Consider the following 20,982-nt stretch of genomic DNA (forward strand, 5'->3'; position numbering starts at 1 on the left):
CCCAAAAGAGGTCCGGACCGCTTCGATCGCCGCGGCGGGTACAGCTCGCCGCGGCGCTCCGCGGCCGGCCGATGCCCAAGGCCGGCCGCGAATTCTTTACGATCATCCGGCACACTCGCTGGCCGAGGGTTTCGAGCATGACGACAGCCAAACGATGGACCTCACGACTGCTTGCGATCGCCTTGCCCGCGCTGCTTCTCGCAGCGCCCGCGCGGGCAATCGTGACCGCAGGCACACCGACCGCGCTTCACAGCGACACAGATGGTGACGCTGAGGCGGATCGCCAAGCGGTCAGCCGCGAGATCGAGCGCTTCCGCGGTTCGTCGATCTCGATCAGCCAGGCCATGGCTCTCGCAGAGTCCCGCCACGCCGGCGCCACCACGGCGGACGTGAGTTTCGACGGCGCCTCCGGCGTGCCGGTCTACCGGGTGAAGACGCTGCACAACGACCGGATCTGGCGCCACACCATCAATGCCGCGACCGGCGAGTTCGTCGGCGGAGAGGCCGCCCTGCCCCTTGCCGAGCTCGACCGCGACGATCGCAGCAACCTCGCAGCACTCGGCGCGATCCGGCACCGCCTTGCGGATGCCGTGCGCGTCGCCGAGCAGGCAGCGTCCGGCAAGGCGATCAGCGGCGGCCTCGTGCGCGAACGTGGCCGGCTCAATTTCGCGATCGTCGTGATCAGCGGCGACGACCTCAAGGAGGTCATCCTCGAGCCGCCGGGCGCCCGAACGAAGTAGAGACGGCTCCCGGCCGGCGGCCACAATCCCGCCGAAAAGCCATTGACGGACGCAAGACTCTCCCCCATAAGTCGCCGCCATGTTCACGACCACCAAACGCACGACCAAAACCACCACGGCCTTCGGGGCCCGGGGAGGCGTGCGCGCGTAGTCGTCGACTGAAACGCATCAGCTCTACCGAAGCCCCGCCCTCGATGGTCCGGGGCTTTTTTGTTGTCTAAAGCTCACAGCATGATCCGGAAAAGTGGAATCCGGTTTTCCGACGAGATCATGCTCAACTTGAATGGAGGAGAATGTGAGTAACGATCCCGTCGTCGCGATTGTCGGCGTCACCGGTGCGGTGGGCGCCGAATTCATCGCCACCATGGACAAGCGTGGTTTCCGCGTCGGCAAGCTCAAGGCGCTGGCCAGCGCCCGCTCGGCCGGCAAGACGGTGTCGTTCCGCGGGCAAAACGTGGTCATCGAGGAACTGACCGAGCGCGCCTTCGAGGGTGTCGATATCGCCCTGTTCTCCGCCGGCGGCAGCATCTCGAAGAAGTATGCGCCGCTCGCGGTCAAGGCCGGCGCGGTCGTGGTCGACAACTCCTCCGCCTTCCGGATGGATCCGAACGTGCCGCTGGTGATCCCCGAGATCAACGCGAACCGCATCCGCGACCACAAGGGCATCATCGCCAACCCGAACTGCGCCGCGATCACCGCGCTGGTGCCGCTCTGGCCGATCCACCAGAAGAACCGCATCAAGCGCGTGATCATCTCGACCTACCAGGCGGCCTCCGGCGCCGGCGCCGCCGCGATGGAGGAGCTCGTCGAGTCCACCCGCGCCAATCTCAACGGGCAGGTCTATACGCCCAAGGTGATGCCGCACCCCTACGCCTTCAATCTCTTCAACCACAACACCGCGGTTGACCCTGAGACCGGGTACAACGACGAAGAGACCAAGGTCATCAAGGAAACCCGCAAGATCTTCGAGGATGAGACCATCGCCGTCGGCGTCACCTGCGTCCGCGTGCCGGTGCTGCGCGCCCATTGCGAGGCCATCACGTTCGAATGCGAGAAGCCGATCAGCGAGGATCAGGTCCGCGCCATCATGGCGCAGGCGCCCGGCGTGAAGATCGTCGACGACCGCGTGAAGAACCACTTCCCGATGCCGATCGACGCCTCGGGCCAGGATGACGTCCTGGTCGGCCGCATCCGCAAGGATCTCAGCGATCCCACGGGGCATTCGATCTCGATGTTCGTCGCGGCGGATCAGCTGCTCAAGGGTGCCGCGCTGAACGCGGTGCAGATCGCGGAGCTTTTGCCGCAGCGCGTGATGGCGTAAGCCGACCAGCGGGACAGGCGGCGTCAAGCGTCCGCCTGTCTCGCGTCTCCTACGCCAGCCCCTTCAACGCCTGTTTCATCGTAAGCCTGACAGGAACATCGACGAAGACGGTGGCCGCGTACGCCACCGCTGCAACAACCGGTATCGCGACAAGCCCGACAAGGGCGGATTGAACCTCAATATGTCGCGCGCAGGCCTCCACGGCGTGGAACGTCACGACCTGGAGAACATAGATCCCGTAGGAAAGCAGTCCGAGGGTCTGCATCGTGTTTGCCAATGCGCCCCGCGGCGGATCGAAACGCGCGCAGATCGTGATGGCCAGCGGAAATACGACGATGACGGAGAACAGGCTCAGCGCGAGATCGAGACTGCTCGGAAAATCCATCGCAAGGATGGCGGTGACGAGAGCAAACGCGCTGATCGCGAATCCGGGGCGCGCCGCCGGCAATCGGGCCGTTTCGTAGAAGCGGTAGACCAGGACGCCCGCAAAGAACGAGAACCCGACCCGGATCACGCCGGCGCCGAAAGTTTCCCAAGTCGGTCCGCCCCCCAGGACACCTCGCTTGTCGGCTTCGATGCCGAACCCAAGCCACCCCATCGTGGCGCAGACCACGAGCGCGAGCGCGAAGCCGCCGACGAGCCAGATCACGGATTTCGTATCGAGCCGCTTTCCGAGAGCCGCAAATAGCAGATTTGCCGCAACTTCAAAGAACAGCGACCAGGCGGCGAAGTTGAACGGGTACAGATCGGCATCGAGATGGGCGGGATTAGGGGTCGGCAGCATCAGCGCGCTGCAAAGGAGGCCGAGGATCGTTTGCGCCCGGTCCGGCGCTCCAGCGGCAAGCTGCCCGAGGAGAAACGGCAATGAGAGGATGAATGCCAGGGCGTACAACGGGTATAGCCGCTGGAGTCTCGCGAGCATGAAGGAGCGAACCGACAATCCCTGGCGGAAGCGTCTTCGATAGGCGTGCTCCAGCACGAAGCCCGACAGAACGAAGAACAGGTCGACAGCCAGGTAGCTATTCCCCATCCACCCGGTCGACGCAGCCGGGCCTTCCCAGAGGAAAGGAGCATGTCGCAGCGCAACCATGATCGCCGCGACGCCGCGCAATCCGTCAAGCGCAACGAACGTTCGTTCCGTGAGCAGGGCCGTTTCGGTGCGCGCTGCCGGAGCCAGCAAGTTTACGGTTCCTCAACTGATCGACGCCGTCGATTGGCGGGCCCTCCCCGCGCAGCAAGACGTCCGCATCAGGCGGGCAGGCGTCTCCACCGCTCATCAAACGGCATGACGGTAGGCTCAATTGCTTGCGAAACAGCAAAGATGGATCGAGATTCCGGGGGAAACGGTGCGCAGACGCCCTGCCAGCCAACCTTCGGAAATCATTGCGGAAGCGGTGGGCGCGCCTCGCTTTGCCCGCGCTACGGCGGCGACGGGTCGTGGACTTCGGTCCCCCCTGCGCGAAACAGCAGGCAGGCGTCGCCGTATGAATAGAACCGATAGCCCTGCGCAATCGCGTGCGCATAGGCCCGCCGCATCGTCTCCAGCCCTGAGAATGCCGACACCAGCATGAACAGCGTCGACTTCGGCAAGTGGAAATTGGTCAGCAGGATATCGACGGCGCGGAAGCGATAGCCGGGCGTGATGAAGATCGACGTCTCGGCCGCAAACGGCTGGATGGTGCCGTCCTCGCTCGCGGCGCTTTCAAGCAGCCGCAGCGACGTGGTGCCGACCGCGATGATGCGCCCGCCGTTGTGCCGCGCAATGTTCAGTCGCTCCGCCGTCTCGGCCGAGATCGTGCCCCACTCGGCATGCATCTTGTGGCCTGCGGTGTCCTCTACCTTCACCGGCAGGAACGTCCCTGCCCCGACATGCAGCGTGACGCGGTTGAGGCCGATGCCGCGCTCGCGCAGCGCCTGCTCCAGCGCGGGCGTGAAATGCAGCCCTGCGGTGGGCGCTGCGACAGCGCCCTCGTTGGCCGCGAACATCGTCTGGTAGTCGGCGAAGTCCTGATCGTCAGGCGTGCGCTTGGAGGCGATGTAGGGCGGCAGCGGCGGGCTGCCGAGATCGGCGATCGCCTGGTCCAGCGCCGGGCCGTGGAACGAGAACGACAGCGTCACCTCGCCTTCGCTGCCCTTGGCCTCGACCTCGGCATCGAGATGGCCGAGCAGGCAGACCTTGCCCTCGTTGCCGAAACGGATGCGATCGCCGGCAATGAGCTTCTTGGCAGGCTTCACCAGCGCCTGCCAGCGCGAGCCGTCGAGTCGCTTGATCAGCGTCGCCTCGATCTTCGGCTCGGTCTCGCGGCCGATGCGGCGGCCCTTGAGCTGCGCCGCGATCACCTTGGTGTCGTTGACGACGAGCTGGTCGCCGCGCTTCAGCCATTGCGGCAGCTCGGAGATGGTCCGGTCGCGCAGCGTCCCATCCTCCACGACCAGCATCTTCGCGGAGTCGCGCGGGCTCGCCGGGCGCAACGCGATGCGCTCGGGCGGCAGGTCGAAATCGAAGAGATCGGTGCGCATGAGCGCCGTTGCGCCTTAGTTCGTGTCATTCCGGGGCGATGCGCAGCATCGAACCCGGAATCTCGAGATTCCGGGTTCGCGCTAACGCGCGCCCCGGAATGACCGCTACGCGGTCATTCCGCGTCCGCCGCCATCCGCGCCTTGACGATCTTGTCCGGGTTCTGCACCGGCTCGCCGCGCTTGATCTTGTCGACGTTCTCCATGCCCTCGGTGACCTTGCCCCACACCGTGTACTGGTTGTCGAGGAAGCGGGCGTCGTCGAAGCAGATGAAGAACTGGCTGTCGCCGGAATCGGGGCTCGCTGCGCGCGCCATCGAGGTGGTGCCGCGCACATGCGGCTCCTTGTTGAACTCGGCCTTCAGCTTCTTGCCGGAGCCGCCGGTGCCGGTGCCCTGCGGGCAGCCGGTCTGGGCCATGAAGCCCTCGATCACGCGGTGGAACACGATGCCGTCGTAGAAGCCTTCGCGGACCAGCTCCTTGATGCGCGCGACATGGCCGGGTGCGAGGTCGGGCCGCATCTCGATGGTGACGGGGCCCTGTGTGGTCTCGAGGATCAATGTGTTTTCGGTGACGCTCATGCTCGTCTCTCTTGCGTTGGAGGTGAAGTCTTACGGCTGCGGAACTGGATCGCGAATGGACGCCCCGCGGCGGCGCCGGCCATTGCATCGGTAAATGGCATCGGCGTGCAGCGTTGCAACGCCTCCATCACCGCGATCCGGTATTGCAGCCGGTCATCGTCGGAGGCATCCGCGGATTCATAGGTAATCCTCGGACGGCCCAGAATGTTTCCGGACCGGTTAAAGCTCACGACGACGGTGATGTCGAGTGGGCGAGCCTTGGCGGCCGGAGGTGGTTTCCAGCAGGTGCGCAGATGCCGGAAGACGTCCTGGATGGTGTTGACCTGCGCGTCCTCGGCGGCCGCGCCGGAGATGCCGGCAAGCAGCACTGCGGCAGCCAGCAGAAGCCTGTTGCCGCAGCGCGCCATCGCCTTCTCCCATTATTTGATGTCGGAGGCGACCTGCACCTTCACCATCTTGTCGGGATCGGTGACGGTGCCGCTCGGCGAACCGGCCGGTGCCTTCTTCAGCTTGTCGACGACGTCCATGCCCTGCACGACCTCGCCGATCACGGTGTAATTGTTGTCGAGGCTGCCGCCGTCGGCGAACATGATGAAGAACTGCGAGTTGGCGGTGTCGACGCTGTCGCCGCGCCGGGCCATGCCGACGATGCCGCGTGCGAAGTGCACCTTGGAGAATTCCTGCTTCAGGTTCGGATATTTCGAGCCGCCCGTGCCGTTGAAGTTCTGGCCGTCGCCGGTCTGCGCCATGAAGCCGTCCATGACGCGGTGGAACGGCACGTTGTTGTAGAAGCCCTCGCGCGCGAGCTGCTTGATGCGCTCGGCGTGCTGGGGCGCAAGATCGGTCCTGAGCTTGATGACGATGCGGCCCTTGGTGGTGTCGATGACGACCGCGTTGGCCTTGTCGAGGCCGGCCGGCAGGGTCTGTGCGCCCGCCGGGACCGCGCCAACGAGCGCGGCAAAGATCGTGGCAAGAATTGCGAGACGACGGATCATGAAAACTCCGGATCAGGTGAGATGAAGAGCGCGCCGTTATCCGGCGAATTTGGCCTTGAGCAGACTGGCTACGAGCGGCGGCACGAAGGTCGAAACATCTCCGCCCATGCCCGCGATCTGGCGCACCAAAGTGGCGGTGATCGGGCGGACCATGGGAGAGGCCGGCAGAAACACCGTATGGACCTCCGGCGCCATGGCCTCGTTCATCCCGGCAAGCTGCATTTCGTAGTCGAGGTCGGTGCCGTCGCGCAGACCGCGAATCATGATGGTCGCGCCGTGCTTGCGCGCGGCGGTCACCGACAGATCGTCAAACGTCACGGCTTCGAGCACACAGCCGGCCTGGGTTGCCACCGGCCCGCAGACGTCCTCGAGCATCTTCAGACGCTCCTCGGTGGAGAACAGCGGCTTCTTGCCGGGATGGACGCCGATCGCGACCACCAGCCGGTCGCACAGCGGAACGGCATGCCGGACCACGTCCAGATGGCCGTTGGTGATGGGGTCGAAGGAACCTGGGTAGAAGGCAATGCGCGGCATGGCCCCGTCCTACCGCGCCCGGCCCGGCCCGGCAAGCCGGGCTGGTTCCCCGCCGTTTCCCGGAAAATGTCCCCCTTTCGTGTCGGCGACGGCCGCTTTGTTTCGTCCTCGGGACGGCCACGAAACAAAACGGAGCGCGAACGAAACCATTTCCCGCGTCCGCGAAGACGTCCGGAAACTGGCCATGGTTACTAATCCAGCCAACGAATGACGGGCCGCACACTGGGCGTAGGCGGCCGCATCACAGGGGACAGTCAATGATCAAGGCTCTTTCAGCGATCGCTATCTCTGCGTGTGTTGCCGCAGCCCTCACCCTCCTGCCCGGCTTTGCCCCGACCGTCGAAGCCAGCGTGCCGCAGCCGCTGGCCAAGAGCGACCGGCTCGATATCCGCAGCATCGGCCGCGACTGCTCGCAGCAAGCCTGGCCGAACTTTGAGGCGTCGTGCCTGCGCCGTGCCGGCACCAAGGCCGACGTCCGCGTCGCTCGCCTCGTGACGGCCGACCGCACCCCGTAGCCCGGTCTGTCAGCTTCGCGTCAGGTAAGCCTTCGAGATCGACGACAAGATAAACCCCAAAGATAAACCCCATGGATATTTGCGACGTCTCGTCGCAGACTGCGTGATGCTCGCGCCCGTCGGAATGCCCCGCCGGGCGCGAACCCATCGAGGGGTCGCCATTGTCCAGTACGCCCGCAGTCGCTTCCGGCCATCATCCTGATCCACTGCCGCTTGCAATGACCATGGGCGCCCTCGGGGTGGTCTATGGCGATATCGGCACCAGCCCGCTCTACGCCCTGAAGGAAGCCGCCAAGGCGGCCGCCCACGGCGCGACAGTGACCCCCGACGCTGTCCTGGGGGTTGCCTCGCTGATCCTCTGGGCGCTGCTGCTGATCATCTCGCTGAAATATGCGCTCTTGATCCTGCGCGCGGACAACCGCGGCGAAGGCGGCATCGTCGCCCTGTTGGCCCTGCTCCACGCCCGCAACGCCCAGCCCGGCACCTGGCGCTCGCATCTGCTGGTGGTCGGCCTCGTCGGCGCCGCCCTGCTCTACGGTGACGGCGCGATCACGCCGGCGATCTCCGTGCTGAGCGCCATCGAAGGCCTCAAGGTGGACGCGCCCTCGCTCGCGCCAGCCGTCGTGCCCGTCACCGTCGTCATCCTGGTCGGCCTGTTCATGATGCAGAAACAGGGCACCGGCTTCATCGGCCGCATCTTCGGACCGGTGATGCTGGCCTGGTTCGCCGTGCTCGCCGCGCTCGGCATCCACGGCATCGTCAAGGCGCCGGCCGTGCTGGCGGCGCTCAGCCCGCTCTACGCCGTCGAATTCCTGATCCACCAGGATTTTCACGTCTCCTTCGCGATCCTCGGCGCAGCCTTCCTCGCGGTCACCGGGGGCGAAGCCATGTATGCCGACATGGGCCATTTCGGCCGCCTGCCGATCCGGCTCGCCTGGTTCGCGATCTGCCTGCCCGCGCTGGTGCTGAACTATTTCGGCCAGGCCGCGCTGCTGATCACCGATCCCGCGATGATCGAGAACCCGTTCTTTCAGCTCTGCCCCGACGCCCTGCACTATCCGCTGGTCGCCTTCTCGGCGGTCGCGACCGTGATCGCCTCCCAGGCGATCATCTCCGGCGTGTTCTCGCTGACCCAGCAGTCGATCCAGCTCGGCTTTTTGCCGCGCATGCAGATCCGCCACACCACCAGCGACGCGATCGGCCAGATCTATGTGCCGCTGGTGAACTGGCTGCTCGCCGCCGCAACGCTCGGGGCGGTCCTGAGCTTCGGCAGCTCGGATGCACTCGCCGGCGCCTACGGCATCGCGGTCTCGCTGCTGATGGCGATCACGACGCTGCTGGCTGCGCTGGTTGCGATCCAGTGGGGTTATTCGCCCTGGCTCGTGGTCGCCGTGAACGGCGCCTTCTTCGTCATCGACGTGATCTTCTTCTCGGCCAATTCGATCAAGCTGTTCGAGGGCGGCTGGTTTCCGCTGCTGCTCGCGGCCCTCGTCGCCTTCATGATGCTGACGTGGCGCAGCGGCGTGAAGCTGGTCGAGGCGGCGCGCGCGAAGCTGCGCCAGCCCGAGGAGGACCTGATCGAGACCGCCGTCAACAAGTGCAGCGCCAGACTGCCCGGAACCGCCGTGTTCCTGGCGTCCGCTCCGCGCGGCGTGCCGCTCGCGCTGACCCAGTTCGTCAAGCACAACCGCGTGCTGCACGAACGCGTGCTGCTGGTCACCGTGCTGATCGAGGAATCCCCGCACATTCCCGACGAGGAACGCGCGGAGGTGATCGAGATCATTCCCGGCATCACCCGCGTGATCCTGCATTACGGCTTCATGCAGAACCCGACGATCTATGACGGGCTGACGCTGACCTGCCGGCAGGGCATGCTGCCTGGCATCGACCTCTCCGACATCACCTATTACGTCGGCCGCGAGACCATCATCCCGCGCGAGGACGTCCCGGGCATGTGGGTCTGGCGCGAAGGCCTGTTCGCCTTCCTCCAGCGCAACGCCGAACGCTCCGCCGCATTCTTCGGCGTGCCGACCAAGCAGGTCGTGGAGTTCGGCACGGAGCTGGAGATCTAGGGAAGTTCGTAGCCCGGATGGAGCGCAAGCGTAATCCGGGATTCTTGCCAGGCGCACAGAGGTCCCGGATTGCGCCGTCGGTCGGCGCTTCGCACCGACCTCCTGCGCCATCCGGGCTACACGTTATTCCCCGTTCGCGCCATTCCCGCTCTCGGCCTCTTCCGTGATGTGCTCGACCGAGACGACATGCTCGTCCTCGGCGGTGTCGAACACGATCACGCCCTGCGTCGAGCGGCCGGCGATGCGGATGCCTTCGACCGGGCAGCGGATCAGCTGGCCCTTGTCGGTGACCAGCATGATTTGATCCGCGTCTTCCACCGGGAACGAGGCCACGAGGTTACCGTTGCGGTTGTTGACGCTCATGGCGACGATGCCTTTGCCGCCGCGCCCCGTGGTGCGGTACTCGTAGGACGAGGTCCGCTTGCCATAGCCGTTGACGGAGACGGTGAGCACGACCTGCTCGGCCGCCGACATCTCGACATAGCGTTCCTGGGCGAGCTGGAAGCTGCCGGAGGTCTCCTCGGCTTCGGCGTCCGCTGCCGGCTCCTCGGCCGTGGCTTCGCCGGCCACCGCGCGGCGCATCTTCAAATAGGCCGAGCGTTCGTCGGACGTGGTCTCGACGTGGCGCAGGATCGCGAGCGAGATCACCTTGTCGCCCTCACCAAGCGCAATGCCTCGCACGCCCATCGAAGTACGCCCGGTGAACACGCGCACATCGGTGACGGGGAAGCGGATGCACTGGCCGCCGGCGCCGGTCAGCAGCACGTCGTCGCGCTCGGTGCAGATCTGCACGTCGACGATCGCTTCATTCTCGTCGAGCTTCATCGCGATGATGCCGGAGCGGCGGACATCGACGAAGTCGGACAGCTTGTTGCGCCGGACGTTGCCGCCTGTGGTCGCGAACATCACGTCGAGGTTGCCCCAGGTCGATTCATCCTCGGGCAGCGGCATGATGGTGGTGATGCGCTCGCCCTGCTCCAGCGGCAGGATGTTGATCAGCGCCTTGCCGCGCGCGTTCGGCGCGGCCATGGGCAGGCGCCAGACCTTCTCCTTGTAGACCTGGCCGCGTGACGAGAAGAACAGCACCGGCGTGTGCGTGGAGGCGACGAACAGGCGCGAGACAAAATCCTCGTCGCGGGTCTGCATGCCGGCGCGGCCCTTGCCGCCGCGGCGCTGCGCCCGGTAGGCCGACAGCGGCACCCGCTTGACATAGCCGGCGTGCGAGACGGTGACGACCATGTCCTCGCGCTGAATCAGGTCCTCGTCCTCGACCTCGCCCTCCTGCTCCATGATCACGGTGCGGCGCGGGGTGGCGAACTCGGCCTTCACCTCGGCGAGCTCGGTCTTGATGATGCCCAGCACGCGCTCGCGCGAGCGCAGGATGTCGAGATAATCGGCAATCTCGCCGGCGAGCTTGTCGAGCTCGTCGCGGATTTCGTCACGGCCGAGCGCGGTGAGGCGTTGCAGGCGCAGGTCGAGAATCGCCCTCGCCTGTTCCATCGACAGCCGGATCGTGCCGTCCGGGCTGATGCGGTGACGCGGATCGTCGATCAGCGTCAGCATGTCCTCGACGTCCCGGGCCGGCCAGTCGCGCGACATCAGGGTGTCGCGGGCGGTGGTCGGGTCGGGCGAGGTCCGGATGACGCGGATCATCTCGTCGATATTGGCGACCGCGATCGCGAGACCAACCAGGATATGCGCGCGATCACGCGCCTTGGCGAGCAGGAACTTGGTGCGCCGCGTGACGACCCGCTCACGGAAGTCGACGAAGATGGCCAGCAGGTCCTTCAGATGCATGATCCGCGGACGGCCGCTGTCGAGCGCCACCATGTTGACGCCGAAGCTCGTCTGCAGCGGCGTGAATCTGTAAAGCTGATTCAGCACCACGTCCGCCACGGCGTCGCGCTTCAATTCGATGACGACGCGGTAGCCGTCGCGGTCGGATTCATCGCGCAGGTCGCCGATGCCCTCGATCTTCTTTTCCTTGACCAGCTCGGCGATGCGCTCGACCATCGTCGCCTTGTTCACCTGGTAGGGGATCTCGGTGATGATGAGCGCCTCGCGCTCCTTGCGGATGGTCTCGATCGCGACCTTGCCGCGCATGACGATCGAGCCGCGGCCGAGATGATAGGCGGCGCGGATGCCCGCGCGTCCGAGAATGACGCCGCCGGTCGGGAAATCAGGTCCCGGCACGATGTTGATGAGCTCGTCGATGGTGAGCGCAGGGTTGTCGATCAGCGCGACGCAGGCGTCGATGACCTCGCCGAGATTGTGCGGCGGGATGTTGGTCGCCATGCCGACCGCGATGCCGCCGGCGCCGTTGACGAGAAGGTTCGGGAACTTGGCCGGCAGGACCGACGGTTCGGTCTCGTTGTTGTCGTAGTTCGGCTGGAAGTCGACGGTATCCTTGTCGATGTCGGCCAGCAGAGCCAGCGCCGCCTTCGTCAGGCGCGCTTCGGTGTAACGATAGGCGGCCGGGGGATCGCCGTCGACCGAGCCGAAATTGCCCTGGCCGTCGATCAGCGGCACGCGCATCGAGAAGTCCTGCGCCATGCGGACCATGGCGTCGTAGATCGACTGGTCGCCGTGCGGATGATACTTACCGATGACGTCACCGACCACGCGGGCGGACTTGACGTATTTCTTGTCGGGTGTGTGCCCCTGCTCGTTCATCGAGTACAGGATGCGGCGATGCACCGGCTTCAGACCGTCGCGCGCATCGGGCAACGCACGCGCCACGATCACGCTCATGGCGTAGTCGAGATAGGACTTCTTCATCTCCTCGAAGATGGAGACGGGGCGAATATCCGAGGGTTGCGCCGGCTGGTCGCCGGGCTTGTCGTCGTCGTCAGCCAAGGGGAAATCCGGTGAGGTTTATCTGGGAATCATATAGCGCATCGAGCCCCTGATAACCACCCTTGCCGGGGTAAAGGAAGCGCTTTTTCCGACTGTTTTTCCAGAGACTTACGCCCTCCCCGGCACCGCCCTGGGCTGGGCCCGGACGAGCCGCCCGAAACCGCCCCTTAGGCCCCGAAAACCACGCGGTGCATGATGCGCCCGGGCAGCAGTGTGAACAGGCCCGCCACCACCAGCGCGCCGGCGAAGATGAAGATCATCATCAGCCGGTGATCGGCGGCGCGATGGGCGTGCGCCCGCCATACCGCGAGCGGCAGCACCACCAGCGTGAAGATCGACAGGACATGGATCGGGCTGAACGGCCCGATCAGGCGGCTCTGGTGGATCCAGAACGAGGAGGCGGCCACGACCACCATCAGCACCACCCAGATCCAGCCGATCGTCCGGTGTGGCAGCGTGCCTTTGGGAGCGGCAAACTGGACCAGGCCGAGCACGAAGGCGGCCATGGCGGCAAAGGCATGCAGCGGGATCGCCGGAGCAGCCGTAAGCAGTGGCGCGAGGCTCATGCGGGGCTTCCTCCGATCGGCGGGTGATCCATGTGAATAGGATTAACATCAAGTTAATACCATTCACATGATGGCCCCGTCAAAGGCTTGAAGCAGCGCATGAGGCCAGCTCGGAAAAACCGAGCCCTGCCCGCCAATTGGTAAGAATTCCTGCGGCTCTACGCGAGCACGACAACATTCGGGGCGAAGCGCCCGCCCGCCTCAGAACGGGATGTCGTCGTCCATGTCGCTGTTGCGGCCACCGCCACCGGCGGCGACGGCGCGGCGCGGCGCGCTGCTGACGGGACCGGAGGAGCCGAAATCGCCGCCCGGCTCCTCGCCGAAGCTGCCGCCTCCCCCGCCGCCGCGGCCGTCGAGCATCGTGAGCGTCGAGTTGAACCCCTGGAGCACGACTTCGGTGGAGTACTTCTCAACGCCACTCTGGTCGGTCCATTTGCGGGTCTGGAGCGCGCCCTCGATATAAACCTTGGCGCCCTTCTTCAGGTACTGCTCGGCGACCTTGCAGAGGCCTTCATTGAAGATCACGACGCGATGCCACTCGGTCTTTTCCTTGCGCTCGCCGCTGTTCTTGTCGCGCCAGGTCTCCGAGGTCGCGATGCTCAAATTCGCGATCGGCCGCCCGTCCTGGGTACGGCGGATTTCAGGATCCTTGCCGAGATTTCCAACCAGAATGACCTTGTTGACGCTTCCCGCCATCGCCGCTCTCCACTCCGAATGCCACTGAATTGATAAGGCCCGACCGCGCCCCGCGGTCCTCTGCAACCTATTAAGGCGACCCTATACGCTTGCGCGGACCGATCAGCCCACCAGCCCTCAGGTTATCCCCACATATAGCATCGGCCGTCGGCTCGTTCCAGATTTGTTCCTGTTCGAGCAAGCGCGAAATGTATGGCCCGGGCGGTGCCCGCGAACTGCTCAAATGGCTGGCGCCAGATGGAACCTTTTCAGGTTCCCGTGAACGACAAAAAGCACTTAACATTCATTAAGTTACATACGCCGCACTTATCGCGCGACTGTTGTATTTCGGCGACGGACTCTGCTCACCCGTTAGGCTACGTTTGCCTCGGAATTGATTTCATATGGGCGTCGCGCCTGCTTGGCCGCTTCTGGGATTTCAAGAAGCGGCGGAATTGGGGAGACTGCAATGAATAAGATTTTGATTGGTGCAATCAGTGCAGTGGCGTTGAGCCTGTCGGCTCCTGCAAGCGCGGCGGATCTGGCGGCGCGTCCCTACACGAAGGCTCCGCCGCCAATGGTCGCGGCCATCTACGACTGGAGCGGCTTCTACATCGGCATCAACGGCGGCGGCGGCTCGGCCCACAAATGCTGGGATTTTGTAACTCCCGTCACCGGCGTTCTGATTGGCGAAGGTTGTCACAACGCGACCGGCGGCACGGTCGGCGGCCAGGTCGGCTATCGCTGGCAGTCGGCCAATTGGGTGTTCGGGCTCGAAGGCCAGGGCAACTGGGCCGACTTCTCCGGAGACAACGTCAGCACGACGTTCATCGGCACGGGTCTTCGCGACCGCTCCAAGATCAACGCGTTCGGTTTGTTCACAGGCCAAGTCGGCTATGCCTGGAATAACGTTCTGTTCTACGTGAAGGGCGGCGGCGCCGTCGTCAGCGATCGCTACCGCGGCTACGATGTCATCACCGGCCTCGAATTCGATCGGGCCAACGAGACCCGCTGGGGCGGCACCGTGGGTGCCGGCCTCGAGTTCGGATTCGCGCCAAACTGGACGGTCGGCGTCGAGTACGATCACATCTTCATGGGCAATCGCACCATCGGCTTCGCCGGCTCCGGCAACTTCATTGTGGCTCCGGCCGGCGCTTTCACACGCTCGGAACGCATCGGTCAGGACGTCGATATCGGCCTGGTCCGCGTGAACTATCGCTGGGGTGGCCCGGTCATCGCGAAGTACTGATATCTCTTTGATATCACTTGAAGATTGAAGGCCGGCCCCGTGCCGGCCTTTTTTTGTGCGACATGCCGGCGGCTATAAGTCAGCAACCATTACGTTTTGTGACTGTTGTGGCTTTTGAGAGACACAACTTGCGGCTTTGCTGGTGTAAGCACGACGTCAGTTGGACCACAGCGTCCGATGCCCTTCCCGATCGTGGAAGGCACAACAGAAACTGGGACTGGGATTTAGGTTGAAAATGAAGAAGGTTTTGTTGGCTTCGGCCTGTTTGTTCGCTTTTGCGGCCCCCGCGTCGGCTGCTGATCTCGCGGCTCGCCCGTACACGAAGGCTCCGGTGGCCGTGGCCTCGGTCTACAACTGGACCGGCTTCTACCTCGGTATCGTCGGTGGCGGCGCCTGGGAAAACGGCTCGGGCGACCCGAAGATGAAGGGTGGCTTCGTCGGCGGCACCGCCGGCTACAACTGGCAGACCGGCAACGTCGTGTTCGGTGTCGAAGCCGATGGCACCTGGGCTGACGTCAGCGCCTCGGCGACCGGCGCGACCGTTGTCCCCGGCTTCGGCGTTGCGACCGCGACCGTGAGCTCGAAGACCGACGCGATGGGCACCGTGCGCGGCCGCATCGGCTACGCCGTCAACAACGTCCTGTTCTACGGCACGGGCGGCTACGCCTGGATCGACAACAAGATCACCCTCTCCGCACTCGGCGTGTCCGTCTCGGACAGCAAGTTCCACTCCGGCTGGACCGTCGGCGCGGGCGTCGAAGCGTTCTTCGCGCCGCAGTGGTCGGTCAAGGGCGAGTACCTCTATCGCAGCCTCGGCGGCGAGACCTACTTCTCGGGCGTCCTGCCCACCGGCACGCTCAACTTCCACACCGTGCAGGTCGGCGTGAACTATCACTTCGGCGGCCCGATCGTCGCGAAGTACTGATCTTCGCCACCGACGCACATCGTCACGAAAGGCCGGCCTCGCGCCGGCCTTTTTGTTTTTCGCGCCCAAGTATCCAATCCAGCCGCTCGCTAGCGTTTTCGGAGAGGTGTGGCACATCGGTGACACAACCTTTGGCTTTAATAATGTATAGTAATGACATCAGTCGGGTCGTTGGGTCCGCTGCTTTTCGCCGACGAAGAGAAACGAAACTGGGGAATTTGAAATGAAGAGAATTGTGCTGGCTTCGGCCAGTCTGCTCGTGCTCAGCGCGTTGGCTCCTGCCTCGGCGGCTGACCTGGCGGCCCGCCCTTACACCAAGGCGCCCGTGGCCGTGGCCTCGATCTACAACTGGAGCGGGTTCTACATCGGCGGCAACGCCGGTGGCGGCTCGAGCCATAATTGCTGGGATCTCACCGCCGTCGGAGTCGCCGCAATTCCGGTCACGGCTGAAGGCTGTCACAATGCGACCGGCGCTCTCGTCGGCGGCCAGATCGGCTATCGCTGGCAGTCCAGCAGCTGGGTGTTCGGCCTTGAAGCCCAGGGCGATTGGGCTGACCTGAAGGGCTCGAACGTCAGCGCTCCCGCCGCTCTCTTCCCGCTGGTGAACAATACCAAGATCGACGCCATCGGCCTCTTCACCGGCCAAGTCGGCTATGCCTGGAACAACGTGCTCTGGTACGTGAAGGGCGGCGCGGCCGTCACCCACAACAAGTTCAGCGGCACTCTGGCTGGCATTACGCTCGACACCGCGAACGAAACGCGCTGGGGCGGGACCGTCGGCACCGGCATCGAATTCGGCTTCGCTCCGAACTGGTCGGTCGCGGTCGAATACAACCACTTGTTCATGGGCAAGCACACCGACACTTTCACCTTCCTCGGCGTGGCCACCCGCAGCGACAGCATCAAGCAGGACGTCGACATGGGCACCGTCCGCCTCAACTACACCTTCGGCGGCCCCGTCGTCGCGAAGTACTGAGCTTCGCCTCCATCGCGATCGCGTTACGAAAGGCCGGCCTTGTGCCGGCCTTTTTGTTTTCGCGGACAGCCGAGCCGTCAGGGAATCGTGGGGCGAGAGGCCGTTCCGGTGCTCCGCTGCTGCCAGATGCCGCCAGCACGCCAACAATCCGTTGACGATTCGCAAGTCCCACTGGAAATCCGCCGCTGTTCTTCCTACGTTCGCTGACAACCCCATCGGCGCCGATCCCGGTTCCGGGCAAAGCGCGCCTTCACCATTGGCGCGGCCGCGCGTCTTTGGGATTCCCTGAGGACACCGGGATGGATGAAGTGATCAAGGCGAAGCGCCAACAACAGAACGCGGGCTCGAGCCTGCGCGCAATTACGATCCGTGGCGCGCGCGAGCATAACCTCAAGAACATCGACGTCGAGATTCCCCGCGACAAGCTCGTGGTGTTCACCGGCCTCTCCGGCTCCGGCAAATCCTCGCTCGCCTTCGACACCATCTATGCCGAGGGCCAGCGCCGCTACGTCGAATCGCTGTCGGCCTATGCGCGCCAGTTCCTGGAGATGATGCAGAAGCCTGACGTGGACCAGATCGACGGCCTGTCGCCGGCGATCTCGATCGAGCAGAAGACGACCTCGAAGAACCCGCGCTCCACCGTCGGTACCGTCACCGAGATCTACGACTACATGCGCCTGCTCTGGGCGCGCGTCGGCGTGCCCTATTCGCCCGCCACCGGCCTGCCGATCGAGAGCCAGACCGTCTCGCAGATGGTGGACCGCGTGCTGGCGCTGCCCGAGGGCACCCGCCTCTATCTGCTCGCGCCGGTCGTGCGCGGCCGCAAGGGCGAGTACCGCAAGGAGCTCGCCGAATGGCTCAAGAAGGGCTTTCAGCGCGTCAAGATCGACGGCACCTTCCATGAGCTCGCGGAAGCGCCGACGCTCGACAAGAAGTTTCCGCACGACATCGACGTCGTCGTCGACCGCATCGTGGTGCGCGCCGACATCGGCCAGCGTCTCGCCGAAAGCTTCGAGACCGCGCTGAAGCTCGCCGAGGGCCTTGCCGTCGTCGAGTTCGCCGATGCGCCCGCAGCCGCGCCGGCCGAGGAAAAGAAGAAGACCGCGAAGATCCACGACAAGAGCGGACCCGAGCGCATCCTGTTCTCGGAAAAGTTCGCCTGCCCCGTCTCCGGCTTCACGATTCCCGAGATCGAGCCGCGCCTGTTCTCGTTCAACAACCCCTACGGCGCCTGCCCCGCTTGCGGCGGCCTCGGCGTCGAGCAGCATGTCGACGAGGACCTCGTCATCCCCGACAAGGAGCTCGCCATCGGCAAGGGCGCGATCGCGCCCTGGGCGAAATCGTCATCACCCTATTACGTGCAGACGCTGACGGCGCTCGGCAAGCACTACAAGTTCACGCTGACCACCAAGTGGAAGGATCTGCCCAAGAAGACGAGAGACGCGATCCTCCATGGCTCCGGCGAGGACGAGATCAAGTTCTCCTATGAGGACGGGGTGCGCTCCTACGACACCAAGAAACCGTTCGAGGGCGTCATCACCAACATCAACCGCCGCTATCGCGAGACCGAGAGCGAGTGGGCGCGCGAGGAGCTGGCAAAGTATTTCCACGACGTGCCCTGCGGCGCCTGCAACGGTTTTCGGCTCAAGCCCGAGGCGCTCTGCGTCAAGGTCGGCACCAAGCACATCGGCGAGATCTCCGAACTGTCGGTCAAGAAGGCCGGCGAGTGGTTCGAGACCGTGCCGGAGGCGCTGAACAAGCAGCAGAACGAGATCGCCGGCCGCATCCTCAAGGAGATCCGCGAGCGCCTCACCTTCCTGCTCGACGTCGGCCTCAACTATCTCACCCTCTCCCGCTCCTCCGGCACGCTGTCCGGCGGCGAGAGCCAGCGCATCCGCCTGGCCTCGCAGATCGGCTCGGGGCTAACCGGCGTGCTCTACGTGCTGGACGAGCCCTCGATCGGCCTGCACCAGCGCGACAACGCCCGCCTGCTCGACACGCTCAAGCGCCTACGCGACCTCGGCAACACCGTGGTCGTGGTCGAGCATGACGAGGACGCCATTCGTCTCGCCGACTACGTGCTCGACATCGGCCCCGGCGCCGGCATGCATGGCGGCCACATCGTCGCCGAAGGCACGCCCGCCGAGATCATGCGCAACCCGAAATCGCTCACCGGAAAATACCTGACCGGCGAACTCGAGGTCGAGGTGCCGGAGCGGCGCCCGCCGAACCATCGCCGCACCATCAAGGTGGTCAACGCGCGCGGCAATAACCTCAAGAACGTCACCGCCGAGATTCCGCTCGGCCTGTTCACCTGCGTCACCGGTGTTTCCGGCGGCGGCAAGTCGACGCTGCTGATCGACACGCTCTACCGCGCCATCGCCCGCAAGCTGAACAATGCCAGCGAAGGCGCCGCCCCGCACGACCGCATCGAGGGCCTGGAGCATATCGACAAGATCATCGACATCGACCAGTCGCCGATCGGCCGTACCCCGCGCTCGAATCCCGCGACCTATACCGGCGCCTTCACGCCGATCCGCGAATGGTTCGCCGGCCTGCCCGAAGCGAAGGCGCGCGGCTACGAGCCCGGCCGCTTCTCATTCAACGTCAAGGGCGGCCGCTGCGAGGCCTGCCAGGGCGATGGCGTCATCAAGATCGAGATGCACTTCCTGCCCGACGTCTACGTCACCTGCGACGTCTGCAAGGGCAAGCGCTACAACCGCGAGACGCTGGAGGTCCTGTTCAAGGGCAAGAGCATCGCCGATGTGCTCGACATGACCGTCGAGGAAGCCGCCGACTTCTTCAAGGCGGTGCCGCGCGTGCGCGAGACCTTCCAGACCCTGCACCGCGTCGGCCTCGACTACATCCACGTGGGTCAGCAGGCCACCACGCTGTCAGGCGGCGAAGCCCAGCGCGTCAAGCTCGCCAAGGAGCTGTCCAAGCGCGCCACCGGCCGCACGCTCTACATCCTGGACGAGCCCACCACCGGCCTGCACTTCCACGACGTCAAGAAGCTCCTGGAGGTGCTGCACGAGCTGGTCGCGCAGGGCAACACGGTCGTCGTCATCGAGCACAATCTCGAAGTCATCAAGACCGCCGACTGGGTCATCGACCTCGGCCCCGAAGGCGGCGACGGCGGCGGCGAGATCGTCGCCTGGGGCCCGCCGGAAGACATCGCGAAGGCGCCAAGGAGCTATACCGGCAAGTTTCTGGAGCCGGTGCTGAAGAAGGCAAGGAAGCCGAAGCGGCGGAGCACGAGCGAGGCGGCGGAGTAGCGCAGCCTCGCCGCTACTGTGGTTCGGTCCCGCTTGCCATGACTAACCACCGACGAACTCGATGACGGCCTCGCCCCGCGCGACGGCTTCGACAATTTGCGGCATGGCGCTCAGAAACTGTCGCACCAGCGCGCGATTGTCGATGTTGCCGCCATTCCGAACTCGACCACATGAGCCGCATCGTATCCAGCACGACGTAAGGCTTCCGCGAGTGCAGGGGGAAGCTGAGCGTCGATCAGGTAAAGCAAGCTATTTGGCCGCTATGATCGGGTGGTCAACCTGACGCGCGGCATAGGTGAGCACTGCGTCGATATCCGCCTCTTCCAGATACGGATAGTCCTCGAGAATGCTGTCGCGCGACTGTCCGGCGGATAGCAGTCCCAAGACGTCGGCGACCGTGATGCGCAGATCGCGACCGCAATCCTTGCCAGTAGGTCCGACATCTGTCACCTCTGAAGCCTAATCTAGCATCTCCGATGGCATCTGTCAGCGCGTCGCCAGCGGACCGGATGCGCAGGTCCGCCCGACACTTCCACTCCCCCATGCCCTACTCCCTCGCCATCTTCGACCTCGACGGCACGCTGGCCGACAGCTTCCCCTGGTTCCTGCGCACCATCAACGACGTCGCCGACCGCTTCGGCTTTCGGCGTGTCGCCGATGAGGACATCGAAGGGCTGCGGCATGCCTCGTCGCGCGAGATCCTCAGCCGGCTCGAGGTGCCGTTGTGGAAGCTGCCGGCGATCGCGCGGCATGCGCGGCGGCTGAAGGCCGAGGCAGCTGGCGAGATTTCACTGTTTGCCGGCGTCGAGACGATGCTGCGGACGCTGGCCGGGAACGGTGTGCAGCTCGCGCTGGTGACCTCCGACAGCGAAGCCAATGCGCGCGAGAAGCTCGGCGAGGCCGCGGCGCTGTTCGCGCATTTCGACTGCTCTGCGTCGATCTTCGGCAAGCCCGCGAAATTCCGCCGCGTCATCCGGCGCGCCAGCGTGGAGCTCGACCGTGTCATCGCGATCGGCGACGAAGTGCGCGACATCGAGGCGGCGCGCGCGGTCGGCATCGCCTGCGGCGCGGTCAGCTGGGGCTATGCGGCCCCAGCGGCGTTGCGGGCGCTTGCGCCGGATCACATGTTCGCGCAGATGGAGGACATTGCCGAAGTGGTCTGCCGGATTCCGCAGAGAGCCTGAT

At 64.8% G+C, this 20,982-nt stretch carries 20 protein-coding genes; 9 read left to right on the forward strand and 11 right to left on the reverse strand.

The annotated features are described in order from the left end of the window. The first annotated feature begins 137 nt into the window (after positions 1 to 137). Together WN73_RS40300 and WN73_RS40305 are read left to right on the forward strand one after the other, a co-directional pair. Positions 138 to 740: a PepSY domain-containing protein gene (locus WN73_RS40300; RefSeq protein ID WP_028171890.1), complete on the forward strand. Its 603-nt coding sequence runs from the start codon at positions 138 to 140 to the stop codon at positions 738 to 740. Between the two features lie 283 nt (positions 741 to 1,023). After that, a complete protein-coding gene (locus WN73_RS40305) occupies positions 1,024 to 2,061 on the forward strand; it encodes an aspartate-semialdehyde dehydrogenase (RefSeq protein ID WP_028171889.1) in 1,038 nt (345 codons plus the stop codon). Between the two features lie 49 nt (positions 2,062 to 2,110). On the opposite strand, the gene WN73_RS40310 is transcribed toward WN73_RS40305, so the two are convergent. The 6 genes from WN73_RS40310 to coaD form a co-directional block, all read right to left on the reverse strand. Then, a complete protein-coding gene (locus WN73_RS40310) occupies positions 2,111 to 3,241 on the reverse strand; it encodes an acyltransferase family protein (protein WP_271557856.1) in 1,131 nt (376 codons plus the stop codon). 239 nt (positions 3,242 to 3,480) lie between these two features. After that, positions 3,481 to 4,581 carry a tRNA preQ1(34) S-adenosylmethionine ribosyltransferase-isomerase QueA gene (gene queA / locus WN73_RS40315; protein WP_271557858.1) on the reverse strand — a complete coding sequence of 367 codons (1,101 nt, stop codon included), beginning with the start codon at positions 4,579 to 4,581 and terminating at the stop codon, positions 3,481 to 3,483. A gap of 113 nt (positions 4,582 to 4,694) precedes the next feature. Continuing rightward, positions 4,695 to 5,159: a peptidylprolyl isomerase gene (locus tag WN73_RS40320; protein WP_011087459.1), complete on the reverse strand. Its 465-nt coding sequence runs from the start codon at positions 5,157 to 5,159 to the stop codon at positions 4,695 to 4,697. After that, positions 5,156 to 5,566, reverse strand: a complete 411-nt coding sequence (locus WN73_RS40325; protein WP_271557862.1) for a hypothetical protein — start codon at positions 5,564 to 5,566, stop codon at positions 5,156 to 5,158. Before WN73_RS40325 ends, WN73_RS40320 begins: the two co-directional genes overlap by 4 nt. A gap of 12 nt (positions 5,567 to 5,578) precedes the next feature. Continuing rightward, positions 5,579 to 6,154 (reverse strand): peptidylprolyl isomerase, encoded by a 576-nt coding sequence (locus WN73_RS40330; RefSeq protein WP_028171884.1) that lies wholly within the window; start codon positions 6,152 to 6,154, stop codon positions 5,579 to 5,581. A 36-nt stretch (positions 6,155 to 6,190) separates the two neighbouring features. Then, on the reverse strand, positions 6,191 to 6,688 hold the full coding sequence (coaD, locus tag WN73_RS40335; protein WP_028171883.1) for a pantetheine-phosphate adenylyltransferase: 498 nt from the start codon (positions 6,686 to 6,688) through the stop codon (positions 6,191 to 6,193). Between the two features lie 257 nt (positions 6,689 to 6,945). On the opposite strand from coaD, the gene WN73_RS40340 reads away from it, so the two are divergent. Both WN73_RS40340 and WN73_RS40345 read left to right on the forward strand, forming a co-directional pair. Next, positions 6,946 to 7,203 carry a hypothetical protein gene (locus WN73_RS40340; RefSeq protein WP_008131028.1) on the forward strand — a complete coding sequence of 86 codons (258 nt, stop codon included), beginning with the start codon at positions 6,946 to 6,948 and terminating at the stop codon, positions 7,201 to 7,203. 218 nt (positions 7,204 to 7,421) lie between these two features. Beyond that, positions 7,422 to 9,275, forward strand: a complete 1,854-nt coding sequence (locus WN73_RS40345; RefSeq protein WP_271557939.1) for a potassium transporter Kup — start codon at positions 7,422 to 7,424, stop codon at positions 9,273 to 9,275. Between the two features lie 123 nt (positions 9,276 to 9,398). Here WN73_RS40345 and gyrA read toward each other — a convergent pair whose 3' ends face one another. The 3 genes from gyrA to WN73_RS40360 all read right to left on the reverse strand — a co-directional run bounded on the left by gyrA (position 9,399) and on the right by WN73_RS40360 (position 13,393). Then, positions 9,399 to 12,131, reverse strand: coding sequence for a DNA gyrase subunit A (gyrA, locus tag WN73_RS40350; protein WP_028171882.1), 2,733 nt, complete (start codon positions 12,129 to 12,131; stop codon positions 9,399 to 9,401). A 167-nt stretch (positions 12,132 to 12,298) separates the two neighbouring features. Next, positions 12,299 to 12,697: a DUF2306 domain-containing protein gene (locus WN73_RS40355; RefSeq protein ID WP_271557864.1), complete on the reverse strand. Its 399-nt coding sequence runs from the start codon at positions 12,695 to 12,697 to the stop codon at positions 12,299 to 12,301. Between the two features lie 201 nt (positions 12,698 to 12,898). Then, positions 12,899 to 13,393 carry a single-stranded DNA-binding protein gene (locus tag WN73_RS40360; protein WP_011087466.1) on the reverse strand — a complete coding sequence of 165 codons (495 nt, stop codon included), beginning with the start codon at positions 13,391 to 13,393 and terminating at the stop codon, positions 12,899 to 12,901. Positions 13,394 to 13,841: 448 nt separating this feature from the next. Between WN73_RS40360 and WN73_RS40365 the strand changes: the two genes are divergently transcribed. From WN73_RS40365 to uvrA, 4 genes are all read left to right on the forward strand, one after another. Next, positions 13,842 to 14,621, forward strand: a complete 780-nt coding sequence (locus WN73_RS40365; protein ID WP_271557867.1) for an outer membrane protein — start codon at positions 13,842 to 13,844, stop codon at positions 14,619 to 14,621. A 235-nt stretch (positions 14,622 to 14,856) separates the two neighbouring features. After that, positions 14,857 to 15,546: an outer membrane protein gene (locus tag WN73_RS40370; protein ID WP_271557869.1), complete on the forward strand. Its 690-nt coding sequence runs from the start codon at positions 14,857 to 14,859 to the stop codon at positions 15,544 to 15,546. A gap of 223 nt (positions 15,547 to 15,769) precedes the next feature. Then, positions 15,770 to 16,522 carry an outer membrane protein gene (locus WN73_RS40375; protein WP_011087469.1) on the forward strand — a complete coding sequence of 251 codons (753 nt, stop codon included), beginning with the start codon at positions 15,770 to 15,772 and terminating at the stop codon, positions 16,520 to 16,522. Between the two features lie 299 nt (positions 16,523 to 16,821). Next, positions 16,822 to 19,797, forward strand: a complete 2,976-nt coding sequence (gene uvrA, locus WN73_RS40380) for an excinuclease ABC subunit UvrA (protein WP_011087470.1) — start codon at positions 16,822 to 16,824, stop codon at positions 19,795 to 19,797. Positions 19,798 to 19,907: 110 nt separating this feature from the next. Here the strand turns inward: uvrA and WN73_RS44770 are convergent, their stop codons facing one another. Together WN73_RS44770 and WN73_RS40385 are read right to left on the reverse strand one after the other, a co-directional pair. Next, positions 19,908 to 20,045: a DUF5615 family PIN-like protein gene (locus tag WN73_RS44770; RefSeq protein ID WP_157839442.1), complete on the reverse strand. Its 138-nt coding sequence runs from the start codon at positions 20,043 to 20,045 to the stop codon at positions 19,908 to 19,910. A gap of 1 nt (position 20,046) precedes the next feature. After that, positions 20,047 to 20,247 (reverse strand): DUF433 domain-containing protein, encoded by a 201-nt coding sequence (locus WN73_RS40385; RefSeq protein ID WP_271557870.1) that lies wholly within the window; start codon positions 20,245 to 20,247, stop codon positions 20,047 to 20,049. Between the two features lie 92 nt (positions 20,248 to 20,339). Here WN73_RS40385 and WN73_RS40390 point away from each other — a divergent pair, with 92 nt between their 5' ends. Then, positions 20,340 to 20,981, forward strand: a complete 642-nt coding sequence (locus tag WN73_RS40390) for an HAD-IA family hydrolase (protein ID WP_271557873.1) — start codon at positions 20,340 to 20,342, stop codon at positions 20,979 to 20,981. Position 20,982 lies beyond the last annotated feature (1 nt).

It is taken from the genome of Bradyrhizobium sp. CCBAU 45394, assembly GCF_028128655.1.
Classification (GTDB): domain Bacteria; phylum Pseudomonadota; class Alphaproteobacteria; order Rhizobiales; family Xanthobacteraceae; genus Bradyrhizobium; species Bradyrhizobium diazoefficiens.